The 14774-nt window shown below is 69.0% G+C and carries 11 protein-coding genes, 1 tRNA gene, 1 pseudogene and 1 riboswitch; of the genes and pseudogenes, 1 reads left to right on the forward strand and 12 read right to left on the reverse strand.

All coding sequences use genetic code 11. The features are described from left to right. Window positions 1-27 precede the first annotated feature (27 nt). From cobO to C507_RS23415, 5 genes and pseudogenes are all read right to left on the reverse strand, one after another. On the reverse strand, window positions 28-651 hold the full coding sequence (gene cobO, locus C507_RS0103355; RefSeq protein WP_018698244.1) for a cob(I)yrinic acid a,c-diamide adenosyltransferase: 624 nt from the start codon (window positions 649-651) through the stop codon (window positions 28-30). Then, window positions 648-4412 carry a cobaltochelatase subunit CobN gene (gene cobN, locus C507_RS0103360; protein ID WP_018698245.1) on the reverse strand — a complete coding sequence of 1255 codons (3765 nt, stop codon included), beginning with the start codon at window positions 4410-4412 and terminating at the stop codon, window positions 648-650. Before cobN ends, cobO begins: the two co-directional genes overlap by 4 nt. Window positions 4413-4463: 51 nt before the next feature. Continuing rightward, a complete protein-coding gene (gene cobW, locus C507_RS0103365) occupies window positions 4464-5504 on the reverse strand; it encodes a cobalamin biosynthesis protein CobW (protein WP_018698246.1) in 1041 nt (346 codons plus the stop codon). Next, the gene (cobU, locus tag C507_RS0103370) at window positions 5501-6055 is read right to left on the reverse strand and encodes a bifunctional adenosylcobinamide kinase/adenosylcobinamide-phosphate guanylyltransferase (RefSeq protein WP_026318810.1); all 555 of its coding nucleotides are present in this window, start codon (window positions 6053-6055) and stop codon (window positions 5501-5503) included. The genes cobW and cobU overlap by 4 nt, the downstream gene beginning before the upstream one ends. 132 nt (window positions 6056-6187) lie before the next feature. After that, a riboswitch (cobalamin riboswitch) is annotated at window positions 6188-6416 on the reverse strand. A gap of 132 nt (window positions 6417-6548) precedes the next feature. Beyond that, window positions 6549-6761: pseudogene (locus C507_RS23415) on the reverse strand (hypothetical protein); the annotation flags it as partial. A 243-nt stretch (window positions 6762-7004) separates the two neighbouring features. Between C507_RS23415 and C507_RS0103380 the strand changes: the two are divergent. Then, a tRNA-Asn gene (locus C507_RS0103380) sits at window positions 7005-7079 on the forward strand. A gap of 172 nt (window positions 7080-7251) precedes the next feature. Here the strand turns inward: C507_RS0103380 and hpxZ are convergent. From hpxZ to C507_RS0103415, 7 genes are all read right to left on the reverse strand, one after another. Then, window positions 7252-7626, reverse strand: a complete 375-nt coding sequence (hpxZ, locus tag C507_RS0103385; protein ID WP_018698249.1) for an oxalurate catabolism protein HpxZ — start codon at window positions 7624-7626, stop codon at window positions 7252-7254. A 14-nt stretch (window positions 7627-7640) separates the two neighbouring features. Continuing rightward, entirely contained in the window at window positions 7641-9233 is a 1593-nt protein-coding gene (locus tag C507_RS0103390) for a gamma-glutamyltransferase family protein (RefSeq protein ID WP_018698250.1), read from the reverse strand. 43 nt (window positions 9234-9276) lie between these two features. Further along, window positions 9277-10566 (reverse strand): TRAP transporter large permease, encoded by a 1290-nt coding sequence (locus tag C507_RS0103395; protein ID WP_018698251.1) that lies wholly within the window; start codon window positions 10564-10566, stop codon window positions 9277-9279. Window positions 10567-10585: 19 nt separating this feature from the next. Further along, the gene (locus C507_RS0103400) at window positions 10586-11116 is read right to left on the reverse strand and encodes a TRAP transporter small permease (protein ID WP_210162074.1); all 531 of its coding nucleotides are present in this window, start codon (window positions 11114-11116) and stop codon (window positions 10586-10588) included. Between the two features lie 17 nt (window positions 11117-11133). Next, window positions 11134-12156, reverse strand: a complete 1023-nt coding sequence (locus C507_RS0103405) for a TRAP transporter substrate-binding protein (RefSeq protein ID WP_018698253.1) — start codon at window positions 12154-12156, stop codon at window positions 11134-11136. Window positions 12157-12319: 163 nt separating this feature from the next. Next, a complete protein-coding gene (locus C507_RS0103410; protein WP_018698254.1) occupies window positions 12320-13528 on the reverse strand; it encodes an amidase in 1209 nt (402 codons plus the stop codon). After that, window positions 13525-14763, reverse strand: coding sequence for an amidohydrolase family protein (locus C507_RS0103415; RefSeq protein ID WP_018698255.1), 1239 nt, complete (start codon window positions 14761-14763; stop codon window positions 13525-13527). The genes C507_RS0103410 and C507_RS0103415 overlap by 4 nt, the downstream gene beginning before the upstream one ends. Between the last annotated feature and the right edge of the window lie 11 nt (window positions 14764-14774).

Below are 14774 nucleotides of genomic sequence, written 5' to 3' on the forward strand. Positions count from 1 at the left end.
GCGTTTCGGCGTTCGCCCCGGGCAAGATCAGAATTCCACGCCGGCCTGGGGCTTAACACCGGCCCGGAAAGGGTGCTTGATCATGGTCATCTCGGTGACGAGATCGGCGGCCTCGATCAGCTCGTCCTTGGCGTTGCGGCCGGTCACGACCACGTGGACGTCTTCGGGCCGCTCGTTCACGAGAAAGTCCACCACCTCCTCGATGGGCAGATAGTCGTAGCGCAGGACGATGTTGAGCTCGTCCAGCAGCACGACACGGTACTCGCTGGAAGCGATCATCTCCTTCGCCGCGTCCCAGGCGGCGCGTGCCGCCTGAATGTCGCGCTGGCGGTCCTGGGTCTCCCAGGTAAAGCCCTCGCCCATGCGCTTGACGGTGACGAGATCATCGAAGCGCTCCAGCGCCATGCGTTCGCCGGTCTCGATGCGCCCCTTCACGAACTGCACGACGGCGACGGGGAAGCCGTGGCCGAGCGCCCGGAAGATCATGCCGAATCCGGCGGTGGACTTCCCCTTGCCCTTGCCGGTGTTGACGATGAGAAGCCCCTTCTCGATCGTCTTGGTGGCCATGATCTTGTCGCGGGCGGCCTTCTTCTTGCGCATCTTGTCGGCGTGGCGCGCGTCGAGTTCCTCTTCGCTCAGGCCTTCCTTCACGTGACGGTCTCCTTTTCGCTTGCGCGGGCGGGCACGGCCCAGCCGGCCAGCCGATCATAGGCGCTGTTGGCCCGCGGCTTCCACATGCCGCGATCAATGGCTTCCTTCAGCCGCGCCGCCATCTCGGCGAGCGCGTGCGGGTTTTTCTCCTCCACGAAGGCGCGCACCGTCTCGTCCTCGAGGTAGGCGTCGTAGAGCTGGTCGAAATGGTGGTCGCCCACCGCGTTGGTGGTGGCGGCGAAGGCGAAGAGATAGTCCACCGTGGCGGCGAGTTCGAAGGCGCCCTTGTAGCCGTGGCGCATCATGCCGGCGATCCATTTCGGGTTCGCGGCACGACCCCGCACCACCCGCCCGATCTCCTCGCCGAGCGTGCGCGCGATCGGCCGCTCCGGCCGGCTGGTATCCACGTGCAGGCTGACCGGTGCGGCGCCCGCCAGCGTCTCAACCGCCGCCGCCATGCCTCCCTCGAACTGGTAGTAGTCGTCGGAATCGAGGATGTCGTGTTCGCGGTTGTCTTGGGCCTGGAGCACGGCATCGGTGCGGGCGAGCTGGGTCTCGAACCGCCCCCGCGCCGAGGCGCCCTCCACGCCCGCCCCGTAGGCGTAACCGCCCCAGGACAGGAACACGTCGGCAAGCTCTTCGCGCGCCTCCCACTGGCCGCTGTCGATGGGCGCCTGGAGACCGGCTCCATAGGCGCCGGGCATGGAGCCGAAGACGCGGTAGCCCGCCTCGCGCTCGGCCTCCTCTTCGCCGTGGCCTTCCGATGCCAGAGCGACCCGGTCAGCCTCCATCCGCACGGCGATCGGGTTCTGGTCGGCCGGCTCATCGAGCTTGCCGATGGCGCGCACGGCCGCATCGAAGAGCGCGATCTGGTTGGGGAAGGCATCGCGGAAGAAGCCGGAGACGCGCAGCGTGACGTCGACCCGGGGCCGGCGAAGCTCCGACAGCGGCAGGATCTCGAAACCGGTCACCCGGCCGGAGCCGGCGTCCCAGGTGGGTTTCGCGCCGACCAGCGCCAAGGCCTGGGCCACGTCGTCGCCGCCGGTGCGCATGTTGGCGGTGCCCCAGCAGGTGAAGGCGATGGCGCGGGGCCAGTCGCCCTCCTCCATCACGTAACGCTCCACCACGCGCTCGGCGGCCTTCGAGCCGATCCGCCAGGCCGCCTCGGTGGGCACGGCGCGCACGTCGACGGAGAAGAAATTGCGGCCGGTCGGCAGCACGTCGGTGCGCCCGCGCGTCGGCGCGCCGGAAGGGCCCGGTGCCACGAAGCGACCGTCCAGAGCTCTCAGCACCGCGGCGATTTCCGCCGCGCCGGACCGGTCGAGAGCAGGCGCAATGCGGGCCGAGAGGGCGTCGAGCACCGCCCGCGTTTCCGCCCAGGCCGGATCCGGATCCACCGCCCCGGCAATCAGTGCCGCGGACAGGAGTTCAATGCGCTCGATCGTGTCGCCCGCCGTCCGCCAGTGCGCATCGGAAACGGCTGCCAGGGCGGCAGGCCGGAGGCCCGACCATGGCGCGGCCAATTCCGCCTCGAGCGGGTCGAAGCCGGACAGGCCGAGATCTGCGGCCAGCGCCCTCGAGAGCGATGCCGTGCCGATCCCCTCGCCGCGCGGCAGGCGGGCGATGGCGGCAAGGGTGTCCGTCCTCAGTCTTCCCTCCGGCGAGGCGCCAAGGATGTGCAGCCCGTCCCGGATCTGCAGTTCCTTCAGGTCGCAGATGTGCGCATCCAGCGCCATCAGCGCGCCATCGGGATCGGCGGCGAAGTCGACGCCGATGTCGCGGTCGAAGCCGTGGCGGATGGCGAGGTCCACAAGGTCCTTGCGCAGCACCTCGGCACGGCGCGGATCGACCGCATCGGCAAGCGAGAACTCGTCGAGGAGGTGCTCCAGCGTCTCCGAAGCGCCGTGGCTCTCCGCCCGGGTCATCGCCGGCGTCAGGTGATCGACGATGACGGACGATGTCCGCCGCTTGGCCTGGCTGCCCTCGCCCGGATCGTTGACGATGAAGGGATAGACCGTCGGCACGGGACCGAGGGCTGCCTCCGGAAAGCAGCCGGCCGAGAGCGCCAGCGCCTTGCCAGGCAGCCATTCCAGGTTTCCGTGCTTGCCGACCTGCACGATGGCGTCGGCCCCGAACGTCTCGCGCAGCCAGACATGGAAGGCGAGATAGGCGTGGGTCGGCGGCAGATCCGGGTCGTGGTAGGTCGCCTTTGGATCGCGGTCGTAGCCGCGGGCCGGCTGGACGGCGACGGCGACCGAACCGAATTCGTGAACCGCCAGCCGGAAGGCGCCATCCTCGATCGAGGGATCAGCGGCGGGATCGCCCCATTTCTCGACGACCTTTTGACTAGCCTCTTCAGGCAGTTGCGCGAAGAAGCGAAGGTATCGATCGAGCGATAGAGTGACGCCGCCGCCCCGTATGATCGAGCCCGGCGCGTTGGTGGGACCAGCCGTCAGGCACGCCATCAGCGCGTCGCTCGTCTCCGGTGCGCCCTCGACGGCGTAGCCGGCCGCCGTCATGGCGTGGAGAATGGCCACGGTGGACGCCGGGGTATCGAGACCGACGCCATTGGCGAGCCGCCCGTCCCGGGTCGGGTAGTTGGCGAGCACCAGGGCGACCTTCCGCTCCGCCGCCGGCGTGCGGTGTAGCCGCGCCCAGTTCGCCGCAAGGTCGGCAACGTAGGCCACGCGGTCGGGCACTGGCACCGGCAGGATCGGCGCCCATTCGGTGCGCGCATCGACAGGCGCCTCCTCCTTGAAGGAGATGGCGCGGGTCAGGATGCGGCCGTCGATCTCGGTGGTGACGACGTTCATGGCCAGATCGCGGATGCCGAGACCGCGCTCGCTCTCCACCCAGCCGGCATGTGAGGAACCGGCCTGGACCACCTGCAGGACCGGCGCGCCGGTGCGGTCCAGCGCGGTGCCGCGCCAGTCGTCGCCGATGCCGCCGGCGGAGAAGACCGTCGAGCTCAGGACCACGGCCGGATCGGCGGCACCGAGCGTTGCGGCGACCACCTCGGCCGGCGCGTCGTCGCGCAGGCTGGAGGCGAACATCGGCAGCGGGTTGAGCCCGCGCGCGGCAAGCGCCTCGACGAGGGCGTCGGAGGGGGCGGTCGCGCCGTCCTGGAGATGCGAGCGGTAGAAGACCAGCGCCGCGACGGGGGCAGCGGGATCGGCCCAGCGGGCGCGCACGAACTCGAGATCGACGGCGCCCTCGCCCGGCCAGTAGCAGCCTGCGAGCGGGATCGGCTTCGGCTCCGCCGGCCGCTCGGCCCGACCGATCAGGTGCGCGGCAAAGGCGAGCGCGTTGACGCGGTTGTCGCGGCCGCCGTCGACGCAGTAGCGCCAGAAGGTGCGGGCATCCTCCTCCGCAACGGTTCCGGTGGCGGCAAGCGCCTCCGACCAGCGCGCCTCGCCCGGCACGATGAGAAGCTTGGGTCCACCCTGCCGTGCGAGCGTCGACAGGGCGTCCACCCCGTGCGGCCAGTAGGCGGCGCCCCCCAGCAGCCGGACGACGATCAGGCGGGCGTGCCGGAACGTCTTTTCCAGCGCCACGTCCACCGACATCGGGTGCGCCAGGGTGACGAGGCTGGCGAGCCTCAGCGTAGGGAAATCGTCCGGCAGCGCCCCAGCCGCATCAGCGAAGGCGGACAGTTCGGAATCCGCCGCCGAGAGAAAAACGATCTCCCCCGGCGACAGGTCGATATCGACTGCCTCTTCCGTGGTCTCGATGCCGGTGGAGCGGGCTGCGAGAAGGTGCATGCGGTCGGTATCGCTTCTGGATCGTGGTGGGAACGCGCGCGGAACGGACCCTCAGGCGGAGGCGGGAAGCTCCGCGACGAGCGCCTCGACGGCAGCCCGGTCCATGTCGTGAATCCCGATGACGACGATGCCGCCGACCGCATCACCGGGACGGCCGAACCAGGTCTCCACGCGCGGCCCGACCGCCTGGACGACCAGCGGTGCCGGCTTGCCATCCACCGCCAGCCGGCCCTTCACCCGCAGCACGTCGTCACGCTCGACGATGCGGGTCACGAGATGGCGCGCGGCGCCGACGCTCGCAAACGAGCCGGGCGTCAGCACGAAGGAATCGAAGTCGTCGTGCTCGTGGTCGTGGTCGACCCCGTGGTGGCCGGCGCGGGCGGCCACGTCGTCCTCGGCGTTGGCGACGATGCCGAAGAGCGCATCGACCGGCACCTCGCCCGCTCTTCCCTCGACCGTCGGCACGCCGGCGCGAATACGGCCGGAAACCTGACCGCGCACGCCATCGAGCGCCGCGCCGTCGACCAGATCCGTCTTGGTCAGCACCACGACGTCGGCGCAGGTGAGCTGATCCTCGAACAGCTCCTCGATCGGGCTTTCGTGATCGAGCGCCGGATCGGCCTTGCGCCGCGCCTCCACCGCCGCCAGGTCGGCCGCAAGCCGCCCCTCGGACAAGGCGTGCGCGTCGACCAGCGTGACGACACCGTCAACGGTGATGCGGGTCTTCACCGTCGGCCAGGCGAAGGCGGAAACCAGCGGCTGCGGCAGCGCCAGGCCCGAAGTCTCGATGACCACGTGCTCCGGCGGGTTGGGCCGGTCCAGCAGCGCCTCGATGGTGGGCAGGAAGTCGTCGGCGACGGTGCAGCAGATGCAGCCGTTGGTCAGCTCGATCACGTCGTCGGCGACGCAGTCGGGATCGACGCACTCGCCGATCAGCGACCCGTCGAAGCCGAGATCGCCGAACTCGTTGACGATGACGGCGATGCGCTTGCCGTCGGCGCGCTCAAGAAGGCGGCGGATGAGGGTGGTCTTTCCCGCGCCGAGGAAGCCGGTGACGATGGTCGCGGGAATGCGGGAGGGAAGCGTCGTCAAAGCACGATCTCCGGATCGGGGGACTTCGGAAGCACGAGCGGCCGGCCGGCCACCATCAGGATGGCTTTGTCGGCAGCGGCGGCGATTGTCTGGTTCAGGCGGCCGTGATGATCGCGAAAGCGGCGCGCAAGCGCGTTCTCCGGCACCACGCCGTGGCCGACCTCGTTTGAAACGAAGACGACGGGGCCGGAAAGCGCAGCAAGGGAAGCGGCGAGCGCCGCCGCCTCGGCGTCCGCATCCCGGCCGGCCTCCATCAGGTTTGCCAGCCACAGCGTCAGGCAGTCGACCAGGACCGCCGTGTCCGGACGGGCAGCGTCGGCCAGAACGGGAATCAGGTCCAGCGGGGCTTCAACGGTGCGCCACTCGTCGCCGCGCTGGGCACGGTGATGCGCGACGCGTTCGGCCATTTCGCCGTCGCGCGGCGTGCCGGACGTGGCGAGATAGACCGGCGTGCGGCCGCTCTTGAGGACGAGCGCCTCGGCGAATCGGCTCTTGCCGGAGCGTGCGCCACCGAGCACCAGGACCGTTCGGGACGGTACGGGATCGCTCATGACCGGCAACCCGGCACGCGGAGCGGGCAGCGGCGGCATTCATCGGGCCCGCAGGCACTGGCAATGGGGAAACCGGACGCGGCCGGGTCGAACATCGAAGCCTCCATGAGCCGTCCGCCCGACGGCCCGGGATGAAGTCGTGCGCGTCCGGCCGGTCTCCTGGCTCGCGGGTCGCAGCCCTGTCCTCCGCCTTCCCGGTTTCCCAGTGGCCGGCGGACCGTCCGCCGAGGAGAGAGGGCTCGCCGCCTACAGTTGCGGGGGCAGCTGCGGCCTTGCGATTCGCCAGGGGCGAACCGCGTACCGCATTCCCGAAGACCCGACGGATCAGCCCGTCAGGTCACCGAAGCGCGCATAAGACCATGACGGAAAGCCGGTGCCGACGCAATCAGCGGGCAGAGTGCTGCGGACTGCCGCCCGCCTCGCGGCTTTCAGCGGAGCCATCCGCGGGCGCGGGTGAACCCGCGCGGCCAAGCAGGCGCGAAAGCGGCCACGTCCGCCCCCACCGGACTTCCAGCCGGCGGCGAAGCCGACGCACGATCGGACTGTCGACGGACAGGACGAGAAGGCCCAGCGGCAACATCCACAGCCCCAGGACAGGCAGGAATGCGAGCAGCCCTCCGCCGATCAGAGACACTCCGAGAGCCATCCGCAGCGCGCGTGATCGCGGCAGCGGCATCCGCCACCGCGCGAATCTCACCTCTGCCATTCTCCCTGAGCTCCTTCCCACCTGCTGAGGCGCCGATGCCGGCTGCACGGGTCGCCGGCCCGGCGGCCGCACCCGACCAGCGTGAAATGCTCCGGGGCCGGCGGCCGTTCCACCGGATGCGGTCCGATTTCGGGTCTCGGAGACGCCATCCACAGGCTTGATCCCATCCGATCGCGTCGGGAGGCTTGGCAACGCCTAGAAGGATTGATATAGGCAGCACCCAAGCTCACATCGAGACCTTGTTCCCCGGTAGCTCAGTGGTAGAGCAATCGGCTGTTAACCGATTGGTCGCTGGTTCGAATCCGGCCCGGGGAGCCACCATCTCGAGAGCACGCGGCGTCGATCCCGACCAGGATCCGCCTTGGGTCTTTCCCATTTCCCCACGCACAGCCGCGCCGACGGCCGAACGTCGACCGCGGCGCGCCGCCCCTCCGACAGCAGACACGTCTGCCGTCGCCTCGCCGCGTGCCGGTTGGTGGCGAGGACGGAATCAGCCGGTCATGACGCTCACGTGGGCCGCCACCACCTTCCAGCCATCCGGCGTGCGCATCCAGGTCTGGCTCTGACGCCCGGTGCGGCTGCCGGCGCGTTCGAACAGGGTCATCGCCGTCGCCATGTCGCGGCCGTAGGTGGTGATGACCGTCCGGTGCAGCGTGCGATCCAGGTTCTTGCTGCTGCGCCCCGCCCGGAAGGCCATGATCTCGTCGTAGCCGTAGAGATTCTCGCCGGCGCCGTAGCGAATCGTGTGCGGGCTGACCCAGAACAGATCGTCCAGCACTCCGACATCATTGGTCACGAGCGCGGTCTCGTAGCGCGCGAAGGCCGCCTCGACCTCCGCCTTCACGTCGGGAAGGTTGATGTCCATGGCTGATCTCCTGGTCAGAACGCGGCGACGCAGCCGTCGGCGCGCGGGTCGGTGGCGCCTTCGAGCAGCCCGTCGGGATGGCGGACGATGGCGCCGGCATGCCCCATCGTGTCGGAGAAGGCCTCCACCAGTTCGACGTCATGGCCGGCTGCACGGAGCACCGCCACGGTGTCCGGCGAGAACCGGTCTTCGAGCTTGAGGTTGGTGCTCTCCGCGCCCCAGGTGCGGCCGAGGAGCCAGCGCGGCTCCGTCACCGCCTGCTGCAGGCCGAGCCCGCCCCAGGCATAGCGGGCGAAGATGGCGGCCTGGGTCTGCGGCTGCCCCTCCCCGCCCATCGTGCCGTAGGTCATGGCGCGGCCGTCGTCGAACAGCGACAGGGCGGGATTGAGCGTGTGGAACGGCAGCCGGCCGGGCACCAGCGCGTTGCGGTGCGCCGGATCGAGCGAGAAGCTCATGCCGCGGTTCTGCCAGAGCACCCCGGTGGCGGGCGAGACGACGCCGGAACCGAACTCCCAGTAGATGCTCTGGATGAAGGAAACGGCGCGCCCCTCCCCGTCCACGGCGCCCATCCAGATGGTGTCGCCGGGCACGGCCGGCTGCGGCCACGGCGCGGCGGTCTCGCGGTCGACGCCGGCCGCCATCCCGGCGATCGCCGCGTCAGAAAGGAGACTGGCAGGATCGACGTCCATGAAGGCCGGATCGACCACCTTTGCATTTCGCACCAGGAAGGCCTGCTTGGTGGCCTCCACCGTGTCGTGGACGAAGCCCGCGCCCGATGTGTCGCGGCGCTCCAGCCGGTCGAGGATGGCGAGGATGGCGAGCGAGGCGAGGCCTTGCGTCGGCGGCGGCATGTTGAACAGGCGCACGCCTCGGATGGCGAGCGACAGCGGCGCCACGCGCTGCGCCCGGTAAGCCTCCAGGTCGGCGAGCCGCACCGGGCTGCCGGCGGCCTCCAGATCGGCGGCAAGCGCGCGGGCGACATCGCCGCGATAGAAGTCGTCGAGGCCTGCCTCGGCGAGGCGCTGCAGCGTCGCGGCAAGTGCCGGGAACCGCTGGCGCGCCCCCTCGCCCGGTACCGCGCCGTCGACGAGGAAGGTGTCGGCGAAGCCCGGCACGTCGGCCAGTTCACCCAGCTTCTCCACCGTCAGTCGGGCCTGACTGGCACAGACGGCGGTGCCGTCGCGAGCGTAGTGAATGGCGTCGGCGAGGAGGTCCGCCAGCGGCATCCGGCCGCCCCATTCCCCGGCCACCGCCATCGCTTCCTGCCAGCCGCCGACGGTGCCGGCGACAGTGAGCGCCGCCGGGCCGCCCCGGCCGGGGATCGCGTCAGTGAAGCCGATCTCGGCATAGTGCTCCGGCGTGGCCATCCGGGCCGCCGGGCCGCACGCCTGGATGCCGACGGGTTCCGCGCCCGGCGCATGGGCGATCCAGAAGCCGTCGCCGCCGATGGCGTTCATGTGCGGATAGACCACCGCGATCGTCGCGGCCATGGCGACCATCGCTTCCAGCGCGTTGCCGCCCTGCTCCAGGACGCGCGCGCCGGCGCGGCTGGCCAGGTGGTGTGGGGCGGTCGTCATGCCGCCATAGGCGCGGGGCGTGTTCAGCACGGGGATCCGCCTCTCTGTTTCTGCCGCATCGCTCGCTGCGGTCTCAGTTACCGGCGATGCCCTGATAGACCTGCGAGGGCAGCCAGAGGCTGACGCCCGGCACGTAGGTGATCACGGCGAGCGCCACCAGCGCCACCAGGATGAAGGGCGCGGACCCGACGACCGCCTGACGGTAGGTGATGCCGAGCGTGCTTGCGACGAACAGGTTGAGGCCGAAGGGCGGCGTGAACATGCCGATGGCGGCGTTCACCGACAGGACGACGCCGAGATGGACCGGGTCGATTCCTGCACTCGTGGCCAGCACGAACAGGAACGGCACGAGGATGATGATGATGGAGTTCGGGTCGAGCACCATGCCCGCGATGAGGACCACCACGTTGATGACCAGCAGGACCTTGACCGGGTCGTCGCCGATATCGGCCAGAAGCGACTGGACGGCGACGGAGAAGCCCGACGTGGTCAGGTACCAGGCGAAGGCGGATGCGGCGGCGACGACGATCATCACCTGGGCCGTGGTGACGGCGGAGTCGAGCAGGACCGAGAGCAGTCCCTTCAGGTCGAGTTCGCGGTAGATGACCATGGTGACGAAGGCCGCATAGGCGACCGTCACGGCGGCGGCCTCCGTCGGCGTGAACAGGCCGCCATAGATGCCGCCGAGCACGATGACGGGGATCGCCAGGCCCCAGGCGGAGGCCTTGAGGTTGCGAACGATCTCGCGGCCCGACCAGGCCGCACCCCGCGACAGCCCGACCCGCCAAGCGTAGATCATCGACATCGCCATGAAGACGGCGCCGTAGATCAGCCCCGCCCCCAGCCCCGCCAGGAACAGCGCCCCGATGGAAACGCCCGTCACGGCGCCGTAGACGATCATGAAGATAGACGGCGGGATGACGATGCCGAGCGAGCCCGCGCTCATCAGGAGGCCGATGGAGAACGGCTTGCGGTAGCCGGCGTCGGTCATGGCCGGCAGCATGATCTTGCCGACGGCGACCACGGTCGCCGGGCTCGAGCCGGAAATCGCGCTGAAGAACATCGAGCTCGCCACGGAGGTCATGGCGAGACCGCCCGGCAGCGCGCCGACCAGCGAGACGGCAAGCGCGGTCAGCCGCCGTGACAGGCCGCCGCTCGCCATCAGGTTGCCCGCCAGGATGAAGAACGGGATCGCCATCAGCGGGAACTTGTCGACACCGGAAAACAGCCGCTGGATCACCAGCTCGGGTGGTGTCGACGTGGTGGTTGCCAGGAAGACGATGACCGGCAGGCACAGCGCCACGAAGATCGGGACGCTCAGCGCAAGCAGGCTCGTGACGGCGGCGGCAAAGCCAAGCGGCATGCAAAGAACTCCAGACGGATCAGGCGGCCGAGCCGGTGTGCTGGGCCGGCGGGCTCACTGCGGCCTGCGCGAAGCGTACCGTCATCAGGGCAAAGCCGAGCGGCAGCGCCAGGTAGACCCACCACATCGGGATCTCCAGCGACGGGGAAAGCTGCCTAAACGCCATCATGGTCTGGACCAGGCCGACGCCGTACCAGGCCAGCACGGCGCAGGCGACCGAGGACACCGCGAAGCCGGTGCGGGTCACGGCACGCGCGGCGTGATGGGGCAGGAATTCCGGCAGCGCGTCGATGGTGATGTGGGCGCCCACCAGGGCGGCCCGGCTGCCGCCGATGAAGACAAGCCAGACGATGGCGTATCGGGTGGCCTCGGCCGCCCATGGCAGGGCGACGTTGACGGTGACGCGCAGCGCGATGTCCGCGACGAGAAACAGGACCGACGCGGACAGCGCTACCACGAGCAGGGCGGCCTCGAAGACCGTCAGGAGCCGGTCCGCCAGGCGCAGCAGTGCCCGGGCGCCGCTTGCGGCGGCCCCCGGGTTACGTGCCATCGAGGCGGCAGCGCCTGTCATTGAGCGCTCAGCTCGTCGAGCTTGGTGTAGGTGCGCTCGAGCAGCTCCGGACCGATCTTGTCGGCGAACTGCGCGTGCACCGGCTTCATGGCCTCGGAAAAACCGGCGATCTGCTCCGGCGTCAGTTCCACGATGGTCGTGGTGCCGGCATCGGCGATCTCCTGCAGGTAGGCGCCCTGCAGCTCGGCCGACTTCTCGCGCTGGTAGGCGCCGGCTTCCCGGGCGGCCTCAAGCAGGATCGCCTGGGTCTCCTCGTCCTGGGCGTCGAACCAGACCTTGGAGAAGATCATGGCGGTCCCGAGATAGCCGTGGTTCGACAGCATCATGTAGTCCTGAACCTCGTAGAACTTCATCTTGAGGATCGAGACGATCGGGTTCTCCTGGCACTCCACGACCCCCTGCTGGAGGGCCGAATAGGTCTCGGAGAAGGCGATCGGGATTGCGGTCGCGCCGAGCTCCTCGAACTGCGCGATCAGCAGCGGGCTCTCCATGACGCGGGCCTTGCGGCCGTCGAGATCGGTCGGAGCCGTGACTTCGTGGTTGCAGGTGAGCTGCTTGAAGCCGGACTCCCAGAACATGGCGCCGACGAAGCCGGACTCATCGAGGTCGGCCAACACGTCCATGCCGACATCGGAATCGAGGAACTCGTAGGTCACCTCGGGGCTCGGGAACAGGAACGGCAGGTCGATCAGCTGCAGGCTCGGCGCGAAGTTGGAGAGCTTGGCCGTCGGGATCGGAGCGGCCTGGACGGCACCGAACTGCATCTGCTGCGCCACCTCGACATCATCGCCGAGCGCGTTGTTGGCGAAGATCTGAACGTCGATGGCGCCATCGGTGCGCTCCTCGACCAGTTCCTCGAACCGCTCCGCTGCCATGTGCTGCGCGGAGTCCTCGGGGAGGTCGTGATGGAACTTCAGGACCTCCTGCGCCTGGATGGATGTGCTGGCCATGAGAGCGGCCGCCAGGGCCAGGCCGGCCGGCGCGGCGTTACGCGTGTGAGCAAGAACGTGGAGGAGCATGAAGACCGGTCCCTTTGGTTGGAGGCCGCCGGCTCCCGGTGGTTCCGGTGACCGGCTCGCGATGCAAGTAAATGCTTACATGCAGCCTACATCTGGCCGTTTTATTTGCACGCGCAAACTTTGTGCAAAACTGCCTCAATGGCAGACAGGCAGGGCGGTTCGATCAGCGGGAGGCGAGGCTCGACGCGAGCGCCAGAAGATCCACGTCACTGCCCCTCGCGCCCACGATGGAAAGTCCGAGCGGGAGGTTCCCGTGCCGGGCGAGCGGCAGCGAAATCTGCGGAAGGCCGGCGAGCCCGGCCACGCTCAAGAGGTTCATCGCCTTGTTGCGATAGGTGACCTCGATCTCGCCAGCATCGCCCCCCCGTTCCGGCGCCCCGCGCGGCACGGTGGGCAGAACCAGGACGGTGCCGGGAGCAAGCAGCCCGGAGAGGGCCGATACGATTGAGCGCCGATGCGACTTTGCACGCTCGAGCCGGGCAGGATCGACGGTCCGCGCCGCCGCGAAGCGCTCCCTCACGCCGGGACCGAATTCGGGCTCCACCTCGGTGAGCCAGGACCCCATCGACCGCCAGATCTCTGCGGCCTGGATGGTGCGGAACGTCTCCGACCAGGTGTCGAGCCCCTCCTCTGCCAGCACGATCTTCTCCGCCGACACCACACGCGTCTCGACCCGCTGGATTGCCTCGTCGAGGGAGGCGCGGGGCTCGTCTTCCAGCATCGCGAAGGCGTCGGAGGGATAGAGGATCCGCATGACCGGCCGAGCCGGCGTCTCGTCGGCCAGAAGCACCCGCCCGACCCGTTCGAAAATCCCCGGGTCGCGCGCGAACCAGCCGGCACAATCGAAGCTGGGCGCGAACGGGACGGCGCCGTCCAGCGGCACGCGCCCGTGGGTCGGTCGCATTCCGAGAATGCCGCAATAGCTGGCCGGCACGCGGACCGATCCGCCGCAATCGGAGCCGAGGGCGAAATCCACCACGCCGGCGGCCGCCACCGATGCTGACCCGCTGGAGGAACCGCCCGGCACCCGGGTCGGATCGGCCGGATTGACCGGTGTGCCGTAGTGGAAATTCTCGCCGGTGAGCGAATAGGCCAGCTCGTCGCTGATCGTCTTGCCGACGAGGTCGGCGCCGGCCGCCAGGAGTCGCTCGACCGCCACAGCGGACCGCTCGGCCGGATCGTGCGTGCGGAGCCAGTCGGGATGCCCGTTTCCCGTCACCGCCCCTTCGATGTCGAAGACGTCCTTGGCCGCGAAGGTCAGGCCGGCGAGCGGCCCCTCGCCGGATCCATCGACGGCGATCTGGTTGTCGGGACAGTAAGCGTTGAGGCTGTCGGCGAAAGGCGTGGCGGCAGCGTAATCCGTCGCGGTCATGCGTGATCTCGATTGGGGAAATGAAGCTCGGCGGGCTGACGGGTGAGCGTCCGGCGCCCCCGCTTGAAGGCGTGGAGAACCGGCGCCAATTCGGCCACCGCGGCGTGCGGCGTGGCGCCGTCGATGACGACGAGGTCGGCGGACTTGCCGACTTCGAGCCCGTAGTCGTGCAGGTTGGCCAGCCGGGCCGAGCGCGTGGTGATCATGTTGAAGCACTCGGCGATGTCGTCCGCCGCGCCGATGTGACAGATGTTGGCATTGAGGTTCGCCATGCGCAGCAGCGAGCAGTCACCGAACGGCGTGAACGGGTTCAACACGTTGTTGGTGGAGAGCGAACAGTTCACGCCGTGATGGAGCAGCGTGTGGGCGTGCGTGACGCCCCGCGTCTGCGCATGGTCGCGATCGCGCCCCATCAGGAAGAGGTCGGTGGAAGGCAGCACGGTCAGGGCGACACCCGCATCGCGCAGCCGGCCGGCGATCTCCGCCAGGCGTTCCGGATCGACGTAGGCAAGCTTGGTAACGTGGCCGATCGCGACCCGCCCTCCCCGGCCGAAGCGCTCGGTCAGTTCGCAGACATAGTCCAGGTCGAGCCCGCTGGCGTCCGTACCGAAATCGAGATGCATGTCGATGTCGGCGTCGAATTCGCGCGAGATCTCGAAGACCCGGTCGATCTGGCCGTGCGGATCGCAGTCGGTGTAAGGCGCAGCGCCGACGACCTTGCCGCCCTTCTGCATCGCCTCGACCATGAGCTCATCGGTGCCGGGATAGTTGAGCAGGCCTTCCTGCGGAAAGACGCAGATCTCAATGTCGATGGCCCAGGCATAGTCCTTCACCAGTTGCATCACGCCTTCGAAGCTGCGCAAGCCCACCACCGGGTCCACCTCCAGGTGGGTACGCATGTGCGTGGTGCCCTGCTTGAGGCACTTCTCGATGGTGCGGCGGCCACGCTCGTAGACGTCCTCGGCGGTGAAGTCCTTCTTGGCCTTCGCGACCTCGCCGATGGCCTCCTCCAGGTCGCCCCTGCGGGAGGAACAGCGATCGAGGATGCAGGACTTGTCGAGATGGATGTGGGTTTCGACGAACCCCGGCGAGACCAACCGTCCGCCGGCATCGACGATTTCGGCGTCGGCCAAAAGTCCCGCCTCGATCGCCGCGATGCGCCCATCGGCGATGCCGATGTCAACGCTTGCACCGGCGTCGCCGGGCAGCCGGGCGTCCTTCAGGATGAGATCCATGGTCCGTTCCT

It is taken from the genome of Amorphus coralli DSM 19760, assembly GCF_000374525.1.
GTDB classification, from domain to species: Bacteria; Pseudomonadota; Alphaproteobacteria; order Rhizobiales; family Amorphaceae; genus Amorphus; species Amorphus coralli.